We start from the raw sequence: 19,087 nt of genomic DNA, 5'->3' as shown, positions 1-19,087 counted from the left end.
TAGTAAAACCGTCTTATTTGTTTACTTGGGACATTACTTCTTCTACGAAGTTGTCTACTTTTTTCTCAAGACCTTCACCCAGTTCGTAACGAACGAAACGACGGATGGAGATATTTTCACCAATTTGGCTGATTTTTTCGTTCAGCAATTGGGAGATCGTTTTGTCTGGATCTTTAACGAAAGTTTGTTCCATCAGGCAGTACTCTTCGTAGTATTTACCGATACGGCCTTCAACCATTTTTTCAATGATTTTCTCTGGTTTGCCTTCATTAAGAGCTTGAGCTTTCAGGATTTCTTTTTCTTTTTCCAGCTCATCTGTAGGAACTTCTTCGCGTTTAACGAATTTAGGATTAGCTGCAGCGATTTGCATAGCTACATCTTTAACGAAATCCTTAAATTGATCCGTTTTACCAACGAAGTCAGTTTCACAGTTAACTTCAACCAAGACACCAATGCGTCCACCAGCGTGGATGTAAGATTCTACAACGCCTTCAGTTGCTGCACGGCCTGCTTTGCTTGCTGCTGCAGAAAGACCTTTCTCACGCAACAATTCAGCTGCTTTTGTTACATCACCGTTTGCTTCTTCCAGTGCTTTTTTACAATCGAGCATACCAGCGCCCGTTCTTTCGCGAAGTTCTTTTACTGCACTCGCATTAACTGCCATTATAAATTCCCTCCAACATTAAGTATTGTACGTACACTCTAAAAAAAGGGCAGTGAGAGGTTATCCACCTGCCAACCACCCTTTTCATTTAGTTTATAACATATGTTCGAATCTATTAAGCGGAAGTTTCTTCGCCTTGGTTAGCTTCGATTACTGCGTCAGCCATTTTACCTGTCAGCAATTTAACAGCGCGGATCGCGTCGTCATTACCTGGGATAACATAATCGATCTCGTCCGGATCGCAGTTAGTATCAACGATACCTACAATTGGGATACCCAATTTGCGAGCTTCCGCAACAGCGATACGCTCTTTGCGTGGATCGATGATGAACAGGGCGCTTGGCAGGCCTTTCATATTTTTAATACCGCCCAAGAATTTCTCCAGACGATCTTTTTCTTTGCGAAGCAAGATTACTTCTTTTTTAGGCAATACAGCGAATGTACCGTCTTCTTCCCAAGCTTCCAACTGTTTCAAACGATCAATACGTTTTTGAATAGTTTGGAAGTTAGTCAGGGTACCGCCGAGCCAGCGTTGGTTAATGTAGAATTGACCAGCACGTTCAGCTTCTTCTTTAACGGAATCTTGAGCTTGTTTCTTAGTACCCACGAAAAGAATTTTACCATTCTCTCCTGCGATTCCTTTAACGAAATTGTAAGCCTCTTCGACTTTTTTCACCGTTTTTTGCAAATCGATGATGTAAATTCCGTTTCTTTCAGTGAAGATATAACGATCCATTTTTGGGTTCCAACGACGAGTTTGGTGACCGAAGTGTACCCCAGCTTCGAGAAGCTGCTTCATGGAGATTACTGCCATCTTCACACACCTCCTAATATGGTTTTATTGTGTCCTCCGCCGGCATCATTTTTCGCCAAGACTCTCCATCAGGAAAGCACCCTCAACAAAATTAGCACATGCGTGTGTTTTAACACCGTTATCTAATATAGCATAACTGATTGCCTGATGCAACAGTCTTTCAAAGCAAATTTCCGTTCCTTCATGGCGACACAAAACTTGTCATTATTTATACAAAAAAAACCGCCCTGCCTGAGCGCACTCAGTTTGACGGTTCTTTTGTAATCTTGGCAATAATAGATTTGAAACTTTCGCCTTTTTCCAAGTCATAGGTCCCGACTTGTATTTTGGTATTAATTCGCTCTGCTCTGCCAGCCTTAATAAAAGCTTGTGCACTATCTACAATACCGGCTTTCTCCAAATTCCCCGCCACAATGGCCAGACTGTTTCCTGAACGTACTTTGAAAGATACGGTAGCCGCAACTTCGGGACTGTTAGGAGTTGACGGCTCGATCGTCTCTGGCTGAGTGACTTCGTTCTGTTTGTCGCTTTCATTGTTGACAGGTTGCTTTGGATTGTCGGGTTGCTCCGGTTTCACAGCAGAATCTGTGGCTTCAGGTGCCGTTGCCGTTTTTCCCTGTAGTTCACTGCTTTCCTGTTTCTTCTTATTTACCCACTCAGCCTCTGTATAAAGCTCATCATCAGAAGATACAAGCTTCATATCCATGCTCTTGGCGGCCGCTTCCAGCTGTTCCTTCGTCAGGTTGGCTGTAGCCAGCTCGGGGTCGAGACTACTCTCAGACAATGCGTTTTGTCCAACCATTGCCAGCTGCAGCAATACCGCACCAACAATCATGCCACTTCCAAGTCCAATCCATAAGGAGCGCTTGTCCATCTGTTAGCTCTCCTCCCGTTCTGCCAGCTGCAAAATCAGCTGTACTTCTCCACGTTGTATGCCCGTCTGCTTGGCAATAGCATCCACTGACTTTCCTTCGGCATATAAATTAAACAACTCTGCATATCGGTCCTTAATGGATTCACGTAGAGGCGTAGATTCTTGTTCAGAGGTCTGCTCTTCTGCTTCTGACACCTGTTGGGCCGAATCTGCTCGCACACTGTCTACAAGCGCTTGAGCTTGCAATCCGCTTGTGCTATGTACCGGAATTATATTGGAGGATGCGTCTGCTTCTGTGGTTTTACTTTCTTCCAGTTGATCCAGCCTCCGCTGTAATTCCTGAAGCTGTGATTGCATACGCTGATCTGCCGCCGTCGCCTCACCCTTCATTTCAGCAACACGCTGAATGAGAGCATCATTGTCGTTTTCTATCTCAGCCATATAATGTTCAAGCGTAGATTCCATCTCTTGCACCAGGTGATGCCCAGGCTCCTGCACTTTGTTTTTCTTGGGCATGATAAGCGCATATGCAATTGCGCAGGCTCCTAATATGACAATAATAATCCATGGTGACAAATTGGGTTCTCTCCTTTTAATGCAGCCATCGGTGCTCAAGACTATATGTGAGTCACATGTCATCCATTACAACGACAGGTCAATATGTTTTCCTTTGTATGGATGCTCGGCAGGTTTGACAGTTTCCAGCGCTGAAGTAGCTTCAGGTTCGTTGGAGCCGCTCTGCTGCTCTTTGTTTCTAGATTGACCATCGGGTACATCTGTGTGCGCTGTTTCATCCAGCGCCTCGCTTCGTTGCCTTGCTTCAATTGCTTCTTTGGCCGTTTGTTCCGCTAGCAGGGTCTGGTCAATGACCGGTCTCTGCTGGGCTTCATTCTGATAACGCCCCGCCTCACTTGTTCTAGGTACGGCAATCTGCAATTCAACCGCTTTGAAACTCATACGCTCACCTCTCGGTATCGAATGGATTTCTTCATGTGCTTGAATGCTGTACTTAAACGAATGGAACCATTGTTATATCCCCATCATGATAATAAAAAGATATTCGACTTACCGGATCTTTAATAAATTTGGTGTATCTGCCGATAACTATTCTAGAGCCTCCATAAATCATCTTATGAATATCAACGCGAGCCCTGCTTGTATCTTCAAGAACCTTCTCAATTTCAAAGATACGTGTTTTGGTTTCCTCGCTAAGACGAAGGGCAGATTTTTGTGTAGCACTCAGTTTGATTCGCATGGACATTCTATCCGGGCTCAGTTGGCCTGCAGCAGCTAACTGATCCAATAATGTCAAAGCTTTTTTCGTTTTATCCAAAGCATCCATCTGCTCTCTGACTTCCTTACGCAAGTCACTCAACTCATTACGGAGCTTAGGCAATACCCCTACTTCAATGGAAGTCACAGTAGACATACTGTTGCCGACGACGCGTGCTGAGACGTTTTCTCCAGCCTGGATCGACCCGCCAACGATAAGTCCTTTGGTGCCTTCACAGATTACCGCATGACCTGCACGAATCGTGGAATGCATAATACTTTGGGATACCAGGACATTTTCAGCCGCATCGACGTTGCCTTCTTGAATAAAGGTACATTTCACATTATGTCCTGCTTGTATAAGCCCTTTGTTATAACCAATAATACCGCCGGTAATTTCGACAGAGCCACCTGCTTCCAGCTCCGCTCCCTCGACACCTCCGACGACACGTATATCCCCTGCCGCTTTTACTTTAAATCCGGTAAGCACATTGCCGCGAATGACAACTGTACCCACAAAATCGATGTTACCGGTGTTATAATCCACATCGCCATTGACCTCGTATACCGGAAACACATTCAATTTGTTGCCGTCTGTTTTGGTAACCAATCCATCCAGGGCGGCATACATAGCAGATCCATCAGGGTTAACGACAACATTTTTCCCCACTTTGAAGCGTGCTTCTTTCCCTGGACGAAATGGTATTTCTTCACCTGTTACAGCCCTTCCCACCGTGCCGTCCACAGGAGGAATTCGTTCGGCAATGATTTGACCTGTTCGAACATTGTTTAAGCGAGTCACTTCTTTGTAATCGACTGTTCCGTTCTCTGCTTCCAAAGGTCGCCGTTCATTGGAATCGTCCATGCCCACTAGCACTTTAATAAAGCCATTCGTTCCCGGTACTGGTTTAATACCTTCGGCAATCTTGTATTGATCCTTCACATAAGTCTCAGGATGACTCACAAAAACAAGCAACGCTTCGCGCAGCACACCATACTTAATACCCTGACTCGCTATAAATTTTTCGAGTTCATCCGGTGTACAGGTAAAACCTTCTTCCTGTTTGGAAAATTCAAGGTAGGCCGTACTTTTATCATCTGATAAAACAATGCTCAAACACTGTTCCAAAACAGTCTGCTGTGTCAATGCATTTCTTCCCCCTTTAGACTTTCCACTCCCCAATATCCAATGTTAAAGCTCTCTATTCATATATTACTATATTAATCTTTACGCATAAGCAAGTCTTTCTGTTTATCCAATGTTCCACGTAACCGTAAGATGGCCTTTGAGTGCAGCTGCGAGATACGTGACGGAGAAAGAGACATTACCTCAGCAATCTCGCTAAGAGAAAGATCTTCATAATATAAAAGTGAAACAACCGTTCTCTCTTTGACAGTCAATTTTTCAAGCCCTTGCACTAAAGCTTCTTTTAAGTAGAATTCATTTACTTTATAATCCGGGTTTTTGGCTTTTTCATCGACCATTAATGAAAGTCGAGTCTCAGACTCTTCTTCACGAATCGGGTCTTCCAGAGAGCAAAGCGACATAACAGCCACTTCCTGAAGCATATGTTGAAAGTCTTTCGTAGACACGTCGAGATATTGACTCATTTCTTCGTCACTAACAGAGCGCAAATATGTCTGCTCTAGTTGCTGGTAAGCATCTTCAATCCGCTTCGCTTTCTCACGCACAGAACGAGGAACCCAATCTCCCTGACGCAAACCATCAAGGATTGCACCGCGCACCCGCCAGGATGCGTACGTCTCAAATTGAAGACCACGTTCATAGTCAAATTTCTCCAACGCATCAATCAATCCCATAACTCCATTGCTCTCCAGATCATCTTTCGGGACATTTTTGGGCAGACCAACAGCCAAACGCCCGGATACATAGTTTACAATATGAAGATATTTTTCGATCAAACTTTTCTTGGCTTCAAGATCGCCTTGTTCTTTCCACTTTTCCCACAAGTCAGCATGGTTCAAATGTGAAGCTTTACGCTCGTTCAATTGCTTTCACCCTCCTTATTTGTCTGTCAGGTGACGAACGGCCTGCGCCAACTCCTCCGGATCTTTGGTCCGGACAAGTTTAGGCGGATCCAAAGGGGCAAATCCCGTTGGAGCTTTCGTCTCAGATGGTGGAAGGTTCTCCCCAGAGGAGGCGTTCTGTCCATGTTTGAGCAAGTCGTTCAGCTCTTGTCCATCGTCTTCGAGTTTAATGTCCACCTGTGAACCTCTTAGTTCTTGAGCGCCCGGTGAATCATAACCATACCCATTCCCCTCTGATGAAGGGTTCAGCAGCAATCCCAGTCCCCAGCGTAAACCATAAGCAAGGACAAACCAGGCTACAAAGCCGATCAACCCGCGTATTAAGCTGGTCATCAACACATTGCTGCTGTATGCTACAAAAAAGGTCAGAATAAATCCGACTATGCCTGCTCCAAGATTAATACGGTAGTTTCCTATCATGTCTTATAGTTCCTTTACACCCATTTGGACACTTCGAATAGTCAAAAGTCCAGTTTCACAGTCCATTTCAATCGTTCGTCCGTAATTCCCACCGGTATCTTCGGCAAGAAGTGGAATCCCAAGCTTTTCTAACCATTCCCGACAAGAATCCGCATTCCTCGGTCCGATACGCATTGTATCTCCTGCCCCCGCGAAGGCAAACATCTGAGACCCTCCAGCCATTTTGGACACAATACGTGAACGAGATGCACCGAGTTGTATCATTCTTTGTAACAATTCCGGCAATGCCGTATCCGCATATTTGGCTTTGTTCAACGTTCCTTCACGAGCTATCTCTGAAGTGGGGAGCATGACATGCGCCATTCCGGCAAGCTTCAAATGCGGATCATACATCGTTAATCCCACACAAGAGCCCAAGCCAGTCGTACGGATTACGCCGGGTAGATGAGCAATGTTCAAATCCGCCATACCGACTTTAACGACGCTTTTGTCCTCAATCATGATCCAGTGGCACCCCTAGAGATTCAAATATCTTAGCAAATGAAGGCGGATCCGGAATCAGGAAAAATTGACCCTCTACCTGATCTTCACCTTCAAAGAAAGAAGTGTCAATCAATAATGCATCGTCGCCCATTTCACCAAACTGCAACAGACCATAACTCAAAATGGCACCTGCCATATCAATAGCAAGTCCGGGAACGGTCGGATACATAGATAGTTTCGTGAAATCTGCCAAAGAAGAAAGGTATGAACCGGCCAATATATTCCCGATTTCGGATAGAGCCGACTGTTCCATTTCCGTGAATGCAAGACCTTCCTTCAAATCAAAACCAGCAAGCCGGTTCAGCAGCATTTTGGCAGCCTCAGGTGCCATCATAAAGAACAGATTGCCTGGTGCTTCGCCTTCAACACGAAGAAATACAGTAACAACTATACGTTCATCTCCGCCCACTTTTTCAGCAACTTCTTCAAAAGGAAGCATCTGTACTGTAGGCACACCCATGTCAATCGGTCTATTGAGAAGCTGAGACAACGCCGTTGCGGCGTTGCCTGCTCCAATGTTACCGACCTCTTTGAGCACATCCATTTGGAATCCCTCAAATCGGTTGAACAGTTCCACGGTGTTAGCCCTCAATACTTTCCAGCTGTACAACCTCGCTTTTATTTAATACTTCGTTTAGGTTAAGCATAATCAACAAGCGCGCATCCTCCAGCTTGGCTACACCGCGCAGGTATCTTGCTTTAACTCCACCAACCACTTCAGGCGGACTATCAATAGCGTCACGCTTGATGTCAATAACATCATTGGCAGAGTCAACGATAAAGCCAACTTGCATATCGTCCACACCTACAATGACAATACGAGTTTGATCGGTGTATTCTGTTTCTGGCAAAGAGAATCGACCACGTAGATCAATGACGGGAATAACAACACCACGTAAGTTAATAACTCCTTTTACAAAAGAGAAGGTCTTAGGTACACGGGTAATAGGCATCATACGCTCAATCGTCTGAACCTTGTCTACTTCAATACCGTACTCTTCGGAACCTAATTTAAAGACAATGACTTTCAACTCTTCTTCCATGGAAAAAACCTCCCTATTAAATGTAAGACTTATCTTGTGTGCTTATTTAATAAATGCATTAGGGTCAAGAATCAGAGCTACTTGACCATCTCCCAGAATCGTTGCACCAGAGATCCCTTCAATGGAAGGAAGATAAGTACCCATCGATTTAAGAACAATCTCACTCTGCCCAATAAATTCTTCAACGGCTACAGCTGCAAGACGTTCACCTTTGCGAATGACCACGATCTCAGTTTCTTGTTCGTTCGCATCATTGAAATCAGGCACTCCGAAAACTTCGCTCAATGACAGGTACGGAATTAGAGACTCACGGAACGTAATCATTTTATTGCCATGAATATTACGAACCTGTTCGCGTTGTACAATGGCTGTCTCTACAATGGAAGACAAAGGAACGGCGTATTTCTCGGATCCAAGTCGAACAAGCATCGCAGCGATAATGGACAGGGTCAATGGTAACTGAACAGAGAAGTTGGTGCCTTTACCCGGTGTCGAATGAATGGTTACATTACCACCAAGAGAAGTGATTTTGGATTTCACAACATCCAATCCTACTCCACGGCCGGAGATATCCGAGATTTTATCAGCGGTACTGAAGCCTGGTGCAAACAATAACTGGTTCACTTCATCATCGCTCATCTTGGCACCTTGTTCTTCGGTAACAACCCCACGTTTGACCGCTGTTCTCAAAAGGTTATCGCGGTAAATGCCTTTACCATCATCTTCGATTTCAATAAATACATGATTTCCGCTGTGGAAAGCCCGAAGATTAACTGTTCCCAATTCAGGTTTACCAGCTGCCACACGCTCTGCGATCGATTCAACACCATGGTCAACTGCATTACGCAGCAAATGCACCAGCGGATCGCCGATCTCATCAATTACCGTCCGATCAAGTTCCGTTTCGGCACCCGTAATGACCAGATCGATCTTTTTGTCGAGTGTTTTAGCCAGGTCACGAATCATACGCGGGAAACGGTTGAATACCGTATCCACAGGAACCATCCGCAATTTCAGTACAATATTTTGCAAATCTGTACTGACTCTGCTCAGATGAGCTACCGTATCCGATAAATCATTATTACCCGTCTCGCTGGCCAACTGCTCCAGTCGTGAACGATCGATCAGTAACTCGCTGAACAAGTTCATCAGTACATCCAGACGTTCTATATCCACACGGATGGTACGTGAAGGTGTAGCAGCTTGTTTTGGTGCAGCTGTTTTGGTGGCTACTGGTTTCTTTGGTTCTTCTTTCGATGAAGAACTCGGTTCCGATGATGCTTCTACTGGAGCAGGAACAGGTGCAGCTTCCACTTCAGCTGTTGCCGCTGCCTGATTGGTCATCTGCTGAAGAGTCTCTTGATCCAGCTGAATGACTTTGGCACTCTCAATTTCTGAGATGCTCATAATACCTTTTTCAAGTTCCTGCGCCTCTTTGGTCGTTATGTAATACAACGAGAAACTGCGCTCAAACTTCTCTTGCTCAATATCCTGAACTGTTGGGAACGATTTAACAACCTCACCCGAGCGTTCTAATAGATCAAAGACCATATAAGCACGTACGCCCTTCAGCTGGCTCTGCTCGCTGACAAGAACTTCAACATAGAGCACACGGTGGCCTTCGGCTATGGACTGATCCAATACGGAGTACTGGAATTCGTCCAGTTCAACCGCACTTGGTGTTGCTGTACTTGGTGATTGGTTTACTGCGGCTACGGGAGCAGTACCTCCCGTCCATTCACCACTCTCAATGGCTTGGAGAGAAGCTACGATGGAGGAAACATCCGCTTTACCCTCTCCGCCTTCGGTAATATCCTGAACCATTGTTTCCAAAGCATCCAAACTCTTGAACAGGGTATCAAAAATGAAATCCTGCATTTTCAACTTTTCGTTGCGCACCAGATCCAGCACATTTTCCATTTTGTGCGTCAATGATGCCAAATCCTCAAAACCCATTGTAGCAGCCATACCCTTCAACGTATGAGCAGAGCGGAATATGACCTGAACAATTCCCAGATCCTCCGGACTGCCTTCGAGTTGAAGCATATTTTCGTTAAGGGACTGCAGATGATCATTAGACTCATCAATAAACATAGATAAATATTGATTCATGTCCATTGTGAGGCACCTCCTCCATGAGTTAACTCCGTTTATTTCACAGCTTGAACAAGTTTAGGCGCAATCTCCTGCAATGGCAGAAGATGACGCACGCATTGCAGCTCTACAGCAGAACGCGGCATACCATACACAACACAAGTTTCTTCATTCTCTGCAAAGGTTGAAGTGACACCCGCTTCATACAATTTTTTCATCATACGAGCGCCATCACTGCCCATCCCTGTCAGTAAAACCAGATGTCTTTGCAATGACGTGTACGGCAGCAGCGACTCAAACATTGTATCGACTGAAGGCCTGTGTCCATTGACTGGTTCTTCCTCTGTCAGCTTTATGGTGAACCTTCCATCTGCAGTTTTGTTGACTTTGACATGAAAGCCGCCAGGAGCAATATAGGCCGTTCCTTTTCGTAGAACCATGCCTTCCTCAGCTTCAACCACATGCAGTTCACTGAACGTATTCAATCGCTGGGCAAGGGATCGGGTAAAGTTGGGCGGCATATGCTGAACAATAATGACTGGAGCAGGTAAATCACCTGGCAGTTGTTCCAGCAAAGTTTTGAGGGCTCTCGGTCCCCCAGTTGAACAACCAATAGCCACAAGTTTGTTAAATGATCCTTCCGGTCCTCCTGCTCCCTTATGAGACGGAATTACCTTGGCAATATCTTTGGATGGTTCAGCTGAAGCTGCAGCTGTCTCCTGTTCTGCCAATCGAGAAGACAAACGGTTTTCCTTGGGAGATTGCGTTGGCTTGTTTGCCTTAGCTATTCTGTCAGTACTGGCATTCGAAGCTCGATTTGAATCTCGCAAAGGCTCCAACTTTTTGTCCAGATGTCCCGTATTCTGCTTCGTCAGTGGAACAGTAGGTTGCTTCGGTTTTGCTCGTAAGGAATCAGTTTGTCCACTGCCAAATCGTGCTCCTGGCTGGGCAGGTTCTATTTTTTTCTTCAAAGCACCTTTTCGGTCTTGTAAAGGAGGTGGATCAACCTGAACTCGCTGGGACTGTTGCAGCAGTTTGCTCTGAGCTTCATCCCGTTTCTTCATCGATGCTTCACGATCGGCTTTTCGCTTGATTTCATCCATAGCTGCTCGCATCCGCTCAACCAATGCTTTACCCACTTGGGCAATATCCTGATCATGCACAATCGATGGCTTACGAATGAAGTCAAACGCACCGGCCTCGAGCGCCATGATGGTCTCTTTCATGCCTTGTTCATTGATACCCGAGAGCATAATCACCGGGACGAAAGATTGCTTCATGATCGATTTTAATGCGTCCAATCCATTCATTTCAGGCATCTCAACGTCCATTGTGATGACATCGGGCTTCAAATCTATTGCTTTTTGAATAGCTTCCTTACCATTTGATGCTGTTGCCGTAACCTTAAACTCCGAATCTGTTTCAATTAAATCCGAAACAATTTTACGCATAAAAGCGGAATCATCGACAACCAATACTTGATACACCGCCATGTTGTTTCCACCCCTGTTTCCTTTATTCAGAAATCATGTTGTCCGCTTTAGCCACTTTTTCATAAATCCTCTGATTCCTGTCAAGGTTTCGGATCCCGGAGCAGCAGGTACAGCCAAATAGTGATGTGCGAGTTTCTCTATATCCCTGGAAGCTTTTGCATTCGGATATGCCAGACTGTATGGCACTTGCCTTTTAACTGCCTTTACAACCTGAGCATCTTCGGAAATATATCCAAGCAGCGGGATATCGATCTGTAAAAATCTCTTTGCCACTCCAGCTATTTTATCCGCCACCCGTTCCGCCTCTTGCTGGTCTTCAGCCCGGTTAACGATCATCCGAAAGGGTGTGGCATTTTCCTGGCCATGCATAACTTTAACTAAAGCATAAGCATCGGTTATTGAAGTCGGTTCAGGTGTGGTGATAATCAGGCATTCATCGGCTGCACCGATAAATTTCATATTTTCTCTGGAAAGTCCTGCTCCTGTATCAAAAATGACATAGTCCATCTCCTGTGCAATCTCTTCAACTTGTCCAGCAAAAAACTCCAGATCTCGATCTGACAATGAGAACAATTCTTTCATCCCCGAACCTCCGGCGATATAAGGCAACCCGCTTGCACCAAGCTGTATGATTTCCTGTATGGATTTCTGTCGGTATAACAGATGGTACAGATTATAAGGAGAAGAGGTTCCCATTAGGACATCAATATTCGCCATCCCTATATCTGCATCAAACACCAATACCTTTTGCCCCATTGCCTGTAAGCTCAGTGCAAAGTTAAGTGTAAAGTTGGATTTACCAACCCCTCCCTTTCCACTGGCAACGGTTATGATTTTGGAGGAGCGTGAGTCACGTCCTCTTCCCTCCACTCCGTTAGGCATGGAGACCATACTTCTGAGTGAGGCTGCCTGGTCCTTCATCGTACAAGCTCTCCTAACAATTGTTTGGTCAGCGAATCCGCATCAGGCTTGAGTAGATCATCCGGCACATTTTGTCCGTTAGCCACATAAGCAAGTTTAAGTGGAAAACGATGCAGCAGGTTAAACATCGGGCCACAGCTTCCGGTCTCATCCATCTTCGTAAAAATGACCTTATCCAGCCCATATTTGCTGAAATGCTCCGTTATTTGAACCATATCGGCACTTTTGGAAGTCATGCTCAAAACCAAAAAAGTTTCACTATTTTCCACAGGCGCGAGTAAGCTTTGCAGTTCTGAAACAAGCAACTCATTTCTGTAGTTTCTTCCGGCTGTATCCATGAAGATTAGATCACATTCCTCAAGACGGGAGATTGCACGTTGTGTATCACCTGGGGACTGTACGACCTCTAGCGGGACATTTAAAATGGATGCGTACGTTCTAAGTTGTTCTACCGCTGAGATACGATAAGTATCCGAAGTGATGAACCCTACCTTTCGCTGATTGTTGAACATCTGTTCAGCCGCCAGCTTGGCAATAGTCGTTGTTTTACCAACGCCAGTTGGCCCAGCTACATATACAATGCGTGTAGTTGGCAAAATACCCACGTCGATACGTTTCTCCAAAAAATGTGATATTTCTAATTGAACTGCTTGAACGGCTTCTGCTTCATCTAATTCTTTTTCAGAGAGCTTCGTCTGAACAACGTCAAACCAAGATTCCCATACTTCTGGCCAAATGTCTTGCTCCATCAACCTTTCTCGAAGAGCGTGGAACTCCTCTGGTAACGGATCTGCCGAAGCTCCTTGCTTAGACAACTTGGTCATCATCAGTTTGAGCTCCTGCAATTCAGACATCAGTTGGCCCTGCTGCGGATCGTTCGCCTGCTCCTGCTGCCCACTGGCAGATGTTAAACCCGAAAAATCCGCCCCTTGCGGTCGCGGTTTATGCTCGATACTCAAAAAAGATCTGCCGTTGCTCATGTCTGAACCGAGTTTACTCGATTCAGACACAGCTGTGGCATCCGTAGTTTTCTCTTGCACATTTTTTTCAGCGATACTCGCAGCCGATTCGTCAGAAGCAACGACAAACGAACGAGCCGTTTGTCGATATGCTTCAGGTACAAATGCGCGAGGTACGGGTGTAAATTGGTTTTGCACTTGCTTTGTTGCCTGTTTTTTTTCTTCCTTATCCACTGCTGCTACAACTTCGATCCTTTTCTTACGGAACATCCCCAGCACACCGCCCACCTTGATTTCCTTGGTGGACAGAATGACGGCATCACTTCCCAGGTCTTTGCGAATTTGAAGCATAGCTTCGGGCATGGTCTCAACGACGTATTGTTTTACTCTCATAAGTTCACCACCCCGACACTTTGGATTTCAACATTCGGCTCCAACTCACTATAGGAAAGAACTGGTATATCCTGCATGGTGCGTTCAATCACCTGACGCAGATACATACGAATGGTTGGAGAAGTTAATACAACAGGCTGCTGGCCCGACTGGATCAATCGATTAACTTGTTCAGTCAACTTTTGATATACACTTTGTGTTGAAGCTGGATCTAATGCAAGGTAACTGCCTTGATCCGATTGCTGTACACTCTCAGCAATTTTCTTCTCTAGACCAGGTCCAACAGTTATTACTCTGAGCGTCTCCCCTTTTTGGGAGAATTGCTGGGTAATCTGACGAGATAGGGATTGTCTCACGTATTCCGTCAGCACATCCGGGTCTTTGGTATACGTTCCGTAGTCCGCCAGTGTCTCGAAGATTGTAACCATATCACGAATGGAAACTTTCTCACGCAACAACTTGGCGAGTACTTTCTGTACATCTCCGATGGACAGGACGGATGGGATGAGTTCATCCACCAGCGCAGCATAATTCTCTCTGAGATTATCCACAAGTGCTTTCGTTTCTTGTCTGCCAAGTAACTCATGCGCATGCTTCTTAATCAATTCAGTCAGATGTGTGGCTACTACTGAAGGAGGATCTACAACTGTATATCCTGCAAGTTCAGCTCTGTCTTTGGTTACTTCATCTATCCATAAGGCTGGAAGGCCAAAAGCTGGCTCTGTCGTTTCAATCCCTGTAACAGATTCTTCTTCATAACCCGGACTCATGGCCAGATAATGATTCAACAACAGTTCTCCGCCGCCAACAACATTACCCTTAATTTTGATAACATATTCATTCGGTCTTAATTGGATATTATCCCGAATCCGGATAACCGGAACGACTAACCCCAGTTCAAGAGCACATTGCCTACGAATCATAATGATCCGATCCAATAAGTCTCCGCCCTGCTGGTTGTCTGCCAGAGGAATCAAACCGTAACCAAATTCAAACTCAATAGGGTCAACCTGAAGAAGGTTGATTACACTCTCCGGACTTCTAACTTCTTCAATCTGCTGCTCCTCTTCCATTTGCTCCTCTGCCTCTTGCTTCTGATTCAGATTATTCTGCATCCTCCATCCAGCAAAAGCCAGCAAACCTGCAAGCGGCAACGTTGTAATAATATGAATCGGTGTGAAAAAACCGAGCATTGCTATTACAAAAGCTACAATATAAAGGAGCGTCGGGTATGTAAACAATTGTCCCGTAATGTCATCGGCCAAATTCCCTTCCGATGATGCTCTAGTCACAATAAGACCTGCTGCTGTAGATATCAGGAGTGCAGGAATCTGGCTTACCAGTCCATCCCCGATCGTTAACACAGAGTAGGTAGACAGTGATTCTGCAAAATCGAGACCATGAACCGTCATTCCGATGATAAATCCACCAATGAGATTAATCAGGAGAATAATGATGCTCGCAATAGCGTCTCCTTTTACAAATTTACTCGCTCCATCCATGGCGCCGTAGAAGTCAGCTTCGCGTTCAATTTTGGAACGACGTTCACGTGCTTGCTGCTCGTTGATCAGACCAGCATTCAAATCTGCGTCAATACTCATCTGTTTACCAGGCATCGCATCGAGGGTGAATCGTGCTGCGACTTCAGCTACACGCTCTGATCCCTTCGTTATAACGATAAATTGAACCACGACGAGAATCAGAAACACAATGAATCCAATTGCGATCTGTCCACCAGCTATCCAGCTACCAAAGGTAGCGACTACCGAACCTGCGTCTCCTTCTCCCAGAATCAGTTTCGTTGTCGATATATTGAGTGCTAATCGAAACAACGTCGTGATCAGCAACAATGCAGGAAAGATGGAAAATTGCAGTGCCTCTTTGCTGTTCATTGCAACAAGCAATATCATCAGTGCAATTGAGATATTGATGACAAGCAACATATCCAACAACCAGGTTGGGATCGGGAGAATCATCATCAACACGATGCCGATGATACCCGCAAGGACAGCTATATCTTTTGTTTTCAATGAATGTACGGCCTCCGATCCCTTGTTATTTCGTTCTGCCCTTTAATTTATATACATAAGCCAGCACTTCGGCTACCGCTTGAAACAAATCAGCCGGTATGGCGTCACCAATCTCGGCTCTCTGGAACAATGCCCGTGCCAGCGGCTTGTTTTCCATTGTAATGACACCGTGCTCTTTGGCAATTTCCTTAATACGTAAGGCGACGTAATCCTGACCTTTGGCTATAATCTGCGGCGCTTCCATCTCCGAGCCTTCATACTTAAGCGCAACGGCAAAGTGAGTTGGGTTGGTGATAATCACATCCGCTTTGGGAACTTCCTGCATCATACGCTGAACAGCCATACGACGCTGACGCTCCCTGATTTTCCCCTTGATCAGTGGGTCACCTTCCATTTTTTTGTATTCGTCCTTGATGTCTTGCTTGGACATCCGAATGTTTTTCTCATAATCATACTTCTGATACATGTAATCGAATACTGCAAGTACCAGGAGTGCTACGGCAATTTTAATTCCCAAGTTTAAGGTAATCGAAGCAGCAAAATGAAGAATAGCATCCAGTGAAAAATGTGATAGTGAAGCAATATCTGATTGGTAACTTGTGATTGTACTGTAAACGAGAAAACCGATAATTGACATTTTTAGAATCGATTTAGCGAATTCCACCAAAGAACGGAGAGAAAAAATATTTTTGAACCCTTTGATCGGATCCAACTTCTCAAGTTTTGGCTTCAAACCTTCCCCTACAAGAAGAAAACCAACCTGCATGTAATTAACGATTAACGCAACAAGTACCGCACCTAGCAAAGCAGGAGCAAGCAACAGCATTATCTCGATACCATATCGCATCATCAGAGCGACAACATTCTCCCCCGTGATCTCCATACTGAGTCGATTTATGAAGATGTCCGTAAACAGTCGAACTATTCGTTCTTTATAAAAGTTACTGAACATCATCATGATCAAAAACGTGAATAGGAGAATGGATGCGCCGGACAGCTCCATACTTTTGACAACCTGTCCTTTTTTTCGCGTATCCTGTCTTTTTTTCGGGGTAGCCTTCTCTGTTTTTTCCCCCGCAAACATCTGGAGGTCGAGTTGATATTTCATTCGAATCTTGTCCTCCGTTTCACTCAGCCCGGCCTCTGTCCAATGGTCCCAAGCAAGTTTTCCATGGATCTGAACATTACTTCGAACAATTGACTAAACACAAAGGCAAAACTGGGAACCAGCAAAAGCAAAATAGCAAGCCCTACGAGTACTTTCAGTGGCATTCCGACGGCAAATACGTTAAATTGGGGAGCCGTCTTCGCCAAGAATCCCAATCCTACATCTGTCAAAAACAGAGCAACTACAATCGGCGCAGACATCTGAAAAGCCAACATAAATGATTGACCTAAGGTACGCACCAAAAATTCAGCAATACTTCCATCTGCCAATCGTAGAAAGAATACATTCGACAACGGAATCCAGCGATAACTGTATACAATGGCATCGAGCAGATAATGATGTCCGTTCATTGTCAGAAAGAGCAATACCGCAAAAGCATATTTGAAGTTACCTGTAAGTGGTGCAGAAGCGCCTGTCATTGGATCATATACGTTGGCCATACCAAAACCAATCTGAAGATCAATAAAGGTTCCTGCGGTCTGTATAGCCGTCATTAACAGATAAGCAACAAAGCCTAAGAGCAAGCCAATCAATATCTCTCGGATAACCAGCAGGATATAACTCAGATCTGTAGGTACAACCTGGTCTATGCCGTATACCATATACACCGTAAAGGTTACGAATGCCGATAAACCAATTTTAAGAGAATTCGGCACATTCCGAGCCGAGAAGACCGGCGCAGTTACAAAAAATGATGCTATTCGACAAAACATAAGCAGAGCGACAGGAAAACTTTGCAACAATGTCTCCATCTGCAACAGCCTACCCTATGTATCTGTATAAATTATCGAGAATGTTATACGTGAAATCGACCAGTATATTCAATATCCAAGGACCAAACAAAAGTACTGCCAGAAGTACAGCAATGATTTTAGGCACAAAGGCCAGGGTTTGCTCCTGAATTTGAGTGGTTGCCTGAAACACACTGATAATGAGTCCTACAACCAGAGCTAGAATAAGCATGGGTGCGCTGGCCAGCAGTGAAGTATAGACCGCTTTCCCGGCCAGACCGATAATAAACTCCGAAGTCATGACCGTCCTCCTTTAATATGCCGGCTCAAGTGTTAAAACTCAGCAACAGTGACTTCACGACCAGATACCAGCCATCGACAAGTACAAATAACAGTATTTTGAACGGTAATGAGATCATGACAGGTGGAAGCATCATCATCCCCATAGCCATGAGTGTACTCGCAACTACAATGTCTATAACCAAGAATGGAATAAAGATCATGAATCCCATCTGGAATGCTGTCTTCAACTCACTGATTGCATATGCCGGTACCATCACAGTAATCGGAATATCCTGGTATGTGCTTGGCTTTTCGGTTTGATTGTACTTCATAAACAGCAATAGGTCTTTCTCCCTAGTGTGAGAGAACATAAACTTCTTCATGGGATCCGCAGCTTTTTCCAACGCTTCGGTTTGTGTGATGTCTCCCTTGAGATAGGGCTGAAGCGCTACCTGATTGATGGACGACAACGTCGGTGACATGATGAAAAGTGTCAGAAAAAGTGCTAAACCGACCAGCACCTGATTGGGTGGCATTTGCTGCGTACCCAAGGATGTCCGCACAAAACCGAGAACGATAACAATCCGTGTAAAACTGGTCATCAGTACCAGCAAGGCTGGTGCGATACTAAGTACTGTGATCAACAGGATAATGGACAGTGAACTCGTACTTGGTGTACCCCCATCCCCGTTACCAATTTGAATATCAATATTCGGAATCGGTTCGGCAAAGGCAACAGTGACCGAGGCCAGACTGATGAGTCCTATGAAAAAACACGCCAACCAAATCTTTTTCTTCATGAATCCCTCGACCGATCTGTAGTATTGTCTTCTTCCAGGACCTTCTCCATCTTCTCTTTACGGTTAGGCATCTGCCGAAGTTTAGATTCAAACAGTTCGTGAAAAGAGGTTGTATCCTCGAGTTCCATTTCCCGTGGCGGTTCATCTTTGCGCAAGCGGGCTGCCAGCTTTGCAATGAGAGGCGAAAGGCTTCCCTGTTGAGCTGAAGCATCCCGTTCAAATGAATCAATGATTCGCTGTGCCTCTTCAAGATCCGAAACCTTATCCACCAGCTGTATGTCATCACCCACACCGAGTAGATAAACACTACCGCCAATTTCTATAATTTGCAGCGACTTGTTTGGTCCCAGTCCGACCCCACCCAAAATACGAATTGTGCCGTTCCGGAACCATCGCTGATTCCGTTTGTTCAGAAAACGAATCAGATAGACTATAAGAACCAGAATGACGGCCAGGACAACAATCACCCATACAAGCTGAAAATAATAATTGACTCCCGTGCCCACATCATCTGGAATCTTATCCTGAGCCATCATC

The 19,087-nt window shown here is 45.0% G+C and carries 21 protein-coding genes; all 21 read right to left on the bottom strand.

Going from position 1 to position 19,087, the window contains the following annotated elements; translation table 11 throughout:
• Positions 1-13: 13 nt before the first annotated feature.
• Entirely contained in the window at positions 14-664 is a 651-nt protein-coding gene (gene tsf / locus BLS14_RS01590) for a translation elongation factor Ts (protein WP_017689154.1), read from the bottom strand.
• Positions 665-779: 115 nt separating this feature from the next.
• The gene (rpsB, locus tag BLS14_RS01585; RefSeq protein WP_017689155.1) at positions 780-1,478 is read right to left on the bottom strand and encodes a 30S ribosomal protein S2; all 699 of its coding nucleotides are present in this window, start codon (positions 1,476-1,478) and stop codon (positions 780-782) included.
• Between the two features lie 241 nt (positions 1,479-1,719).
• On the bottom strand, positions 1,720-2,352 hold the full coding sequence (locus BLS14_RS01580) for an endolytic transglycosylase MltG (protein ID WP_090949117.1): 633 nt from the start codon (positions 2,350-2,352) through the stop codon (positions 1,720-1,722).
• 3 nt (positions 2,353-2,355) lie between these two features.
• On the bottom strand, positions 2,356-2,928 hold the full coding sequence (locus BLS14_RS01575; RefSeq protein WP_063566387.1) for a DUF6115 domain-containing protein: 573 nt from the start codon (positions 2,926-2,928) through the stop codon (positions 2,356-2,358).
• A gap of 66 nt (positions 2,929-2,994) precedes the next feature.
• Complete coding sequence (locus tag BLS14_RS01570) at positions 2,995-3,309, bottom strand: hypothetical protein (RefSeq protein WP_090949115.1); 315 nt, start codon at positions 3,307-3,309, stop codon at positions 2,995-2,997.
• A 52-nt stretch (positions 3,310-3,361) separates the two neighbouring features.
• Positions 3,362-4,771, bottom strand: a complete 1,410-nt coding sequence (locus BLS14_RS01565; RefSeq protein ID WP_064639052.1) for a DUF342 domain-containing protein — start codon at positions 4,769-4,771, stop codon at positions 3,362-3,364.
• Between the two features lie 74 nt (positions 4,772-4,845).
• Entirely contained in the window at positions 4,846-5,634 is a 789-nt protein-coding gene (locus BLS14_RS01560; protein ID WP_072732409.1) for a FliA/WhiG family RNA polymerase sigma factor, read from the bottom strand.
• A gap of 15 nt (positions 5,635-5,649) precedes the next feature.
• Positions 5,650-6,093 carry a hypothetical protein gene (locus tag BLS14_RS01555; protein ID WP_064639054.1) on the bottom strand — a complete coding sequence of 148 codons (444 nt, stop codon included), beginning with the start codon at positions 6,091-6,093 and terminating at the stop codon, positions 5,650-5,652.
• Between the two features lie 3 nt (positions 6,094-6,096).
• The gene (locus BLS14_RS01550; protein WP_063566391.1) at positions 6,097-6,594 is read right to left on the bottom strand and encodes a chemotaxis protein CheD; all 498 of its coding nucleotides are present in this window, start codon (positions 6,592-6,594) and stop codon (positions 6,097-6,099) included.
• The gene (locus BLS14_RS01545) at positions 6,587-7,180 is read right to left on the bottom strand and encodes a chemotaxis protein CheC (RefSeq protein ID WP_090807429.1); all 594 of its coding nucleotides are present in this window, start codon (positions 7,178-7,180) and stop codon (positions 6,587-6,589) included. Before BLS14_RS01545 ends, BLS14_RS01550 begins: the two co-directional genes overlap by 8 nt.
• 37 nt (positions 7,181-7,217) lie before the next feature.
• The gene (locus BLS14_RS01540; RefSeq protein ID WP_063566392.1) at positions 7,218-7,679 is read right to left on the bottom strand and encodes a chemotaxis protein CheW; all 462 of its coding nucleotides are present in this window, start codon (positions 7,677-7,679) and stop codon (positions 7,218-7,220) included.
• A gap of 42 nt (positions 7,680-7,721) precedes the next feature.
• Positions 7,722-9,797: a chemotaxis protein CheA gene (locus BLS14_RS01535; protein WP_063566393.1), complete on the bottom strand. Its 2,076-nt coding sequence runs from the start codon at positions 9,795-9,797 to the stop codon at positions 7,722-7,724.
• 32 nt (positions 9,798-9,829) lie between these two features.
• Positions 9,830-11,266: a protein-glutamate methylesterase/protein-glutamine glutaminase gene (locus tag BLS14_RS01530; RefSeq protein WP_063566394.1), complete on the bottom strand. Its 1,437-nt coding sequence runs from the start codon at positions 11,264-11,266 to the stop codon at positions 9,830-9,832.
• 33 nt (positions 11,267-11,299) lie between these two features.
• Positions 11,300-12,187: a MinD/ParA family protein gene (locus BLS14_RS01525; RefSeq protein WP_063566395.1), complete on the bottom strand. Its 888-nt coding sequence runs from the start codon at positions 12,185-12,187 to the stop codon at positions 11,300-11,302.
• Positions 12,184-13,539, bottom strand: coding sequence for a flagellar biosynthesis GTPase FlhF (flhF, locus tag BLS14_RS01520; RefSeq protein ID WP_090949113.1), 1,356 nt, complete (start codon positions 13,537-13,539; stop codon positions 12,184-12,186). Before flhF ends, BLS14_RS01525 begins: the two co-directional genes overlap by 4 nt.
• A complete protein-coding gene (flhA, locus tag BLS14_RS01515) occupies positions 13,536-15,569 on the bottom strand; it encodes a flagellar biosynthesis protein FlhA (RefSeq protein WP_063566397.1) in 2,034 nt (677 codons plus the stop codon). Before flhA ends, flhF begins: the two co-directional genes overlap by 4 nt.
• Before the next feature lie 25 nt (positions 15,570-15,594).
• Positions 15,595-16,677 (bottom strand): flagellar biosynthesis protein FlhB, encoded by a 1,083-nt coding sequence (gene flhB / locus BLS14_RS01510; RefSeq protein ID WP_063566398.1) that lies wholly within the window; start codon positions 16,675-16,677, stop codon positions 15,595-15,597.
• A 23-nt stretch (positions 16,678-16,700) separates the two neighbouring features.
• On the bottom strand, positions 16,701-17,489 hold the full coding sequence (fliR, locus tag BLS14_RS01505; RefSeq protein WP_063566399.1) for a flagellar biosynthetic protein FliR: 789 nt from the start codon (positions 17,487-17,489) through the stop codon (positions 16,701-16,703).
• Positions 17,490-17,499: 10 nt separating this feature from the next.
• Positions 17,500-17,769, bottom strand: coding sequence for a flagellar biosynthesis protein FliQ (gene fliQ, locus BLS14_RS01500; RefSeq protein WP_024630226.1), 270 nt, complete (start codon positions 17,767-17,769; stop codon positions 17,500-17,502).
• Between the two features lie 25 nt (positions 17,770-17,794).
• On the bottom strand, positions 17,795-18,550 hold the full coding sequence (gene fliP, locus BLS14_RS01495) for a flagellar type III secretion system pore protein FliP (protein WP_063566400.1): 756 nt from the start codon (positions 18,548-18,550) through the stop codon (positions 17,795-17,797).
• A complete protein-coding gene (locus BLS14_RS01490) occupies positions 18,547-19,086 on the bottom strand; it encodes a flagellar biosynthetic protein FliO (protein WP_371121409.1) in 540 nt (179 codons plus the stop codon). Before BLS14_RS01490 ends, fliP begins: the two co-directional genes overlap by 4 nt.
• Position 19,087: the final 1 nt, after the last annotated feature.

Origin of the sequence: Paenibacillus sp. OK060 (assembly GCF_900101205.1) — a bacterium.
Lineage (GTDB): Bacteria > Bacillota > Bacilli > Paenibacillales > Paenibacillaceae > Paenibacillus > Paenibacillus marchantiae.
Note: the sequence above shows the minus strand (reverse complement) of the source record. Positions and strands in the feature narration are given on the sequence as shown.

What these genes read in the sequence shown, in the direction of transcription:
- flhB (WP_063566398.1), bottom strand. Translation starts at nt 16,677, where the DNA reads ATGAAATATCAACTCGACCTCCAGATGTTTGCGGGGGAAAAAACAGAG.
- BLS14_RS01545 (WP_090807429.1), bottom strand. Translation starts at nt 7,180, where the DNA reads ATGGATGTGCTCAAAGAGGTCGGTAACATTGGAGCAGGCAACGCCGCA.
- fliR (WP_063566399.1), bottom strand. Translation starts at nt 17,489, where the DNA reads ATGGAGACATTGTTGCAAAGTTTTCCTGTCGCTCTGCTTATGTTTTGT.
- BLS14_RS01535 (WP_063566393.1), bottom strand. Translation starts at nt 9,797, where the DNA reads ATGGACATGAATCAATATTTATCTATGTTTATTGATGAGTCTAATGAT.
- BLS14_RS01580 (WP_090949117.1), bottom strand. Translation starts at nt 2,352, where the DNA reads ATGGACAAGCGCTCCTTATGGATTGGACTTGGAAGTGGCATGATTGTT.
- fliQ (WP_024630226.1), bottom strand. Translation starts at nt 17,769, where the DNA reads ATGACTTCGGAGTTTATTATCGGTCTGGCCGGGAAAGCGGTCTATACT.
- fliP (WP_063566400.1), bottom strand. Translation starts at nt 18,550, where the DNA reads ATGAAGAAAAAGATTTGGTTGGCGTGTTTTTTCATAGGACTCATCAGT.
- BLS14_RS01540 (WP_063566392.1), bottom strand. Translation starts at nt 7,679, where the DNA reads ATGGAAGAAGAGTTGAAAGTCATTGTCTTTAAATTAGGTTCCGAAGAG.
- BLS14_RS01550 (WP_063566391.1), bottom strand. Translation starts at nt 6,594, where the DNA reads ATGATTGAGGACAAAAGCGTCGTTAAAGTCGGTATGGCGGATTTGAAC.
- BLS14_RS01555 (WP_064639054.1), bottom strand. Translation starts at nt 6,093, where the DNA reads ATGATAGGAAACTACCGTATTAATCTTGGAGCAGGCATAGTCGGATTT.
- BLS14_RS01570 (WP_090949115.1), bottom strand. Translation starts at nt 3,309, where the DNA reads ATGAGTTTCAAAGCGGTTGAATTGCAGATTGCCGTACCTAGAACAAGT.
- tsf (WP_017689154.1), bottom strand. Translation starts at nt 664, where the DNA reads ATGGCAGTTAATGCGAGTGCAGTAAAAGAACTTCGCGAAAGAACGGGC.
- rpsB (WP_017689155.1), bottom strand. Translation starts at nt 1,478, where the DNA reads ATGGCAGTAATCTCCATGAAGCAGCTTCTCGAAGCTGGGGTACACTTC.
- BLS14_RS01530 (WP_063566394.1), bottom strand. Translation starts at nt 11,266, where the DNA reads ATGGCGGTGTATCAAGTATTGGTTGTCGATGATTCCGCTTTTATGCGT.
- flhF (WP_090949113.1), bottom strand. Translation starts at nt 13,539, where the DNA reads ATGAGAGTAAAACAATACGTCGTTGAGACCATGCCCGAAGCTATGCTT.
- BLS14_RS01525 (WP_063566395.1), bottom strand. Translation starts at nt 12,187, where the DNA reads ATGAAGGACCAGGCAGCCTCACTCAGAAGTATGGTCTCCATGCCTAAC.
- BLS14_RS01490 (WP_371121409.1), bottom strand. Translation starts at nt 19,086, where the DNA reads ATGATGGCTCAGGATAAGATTCCAGATGATGTGGGCACGGGAGTCAAT.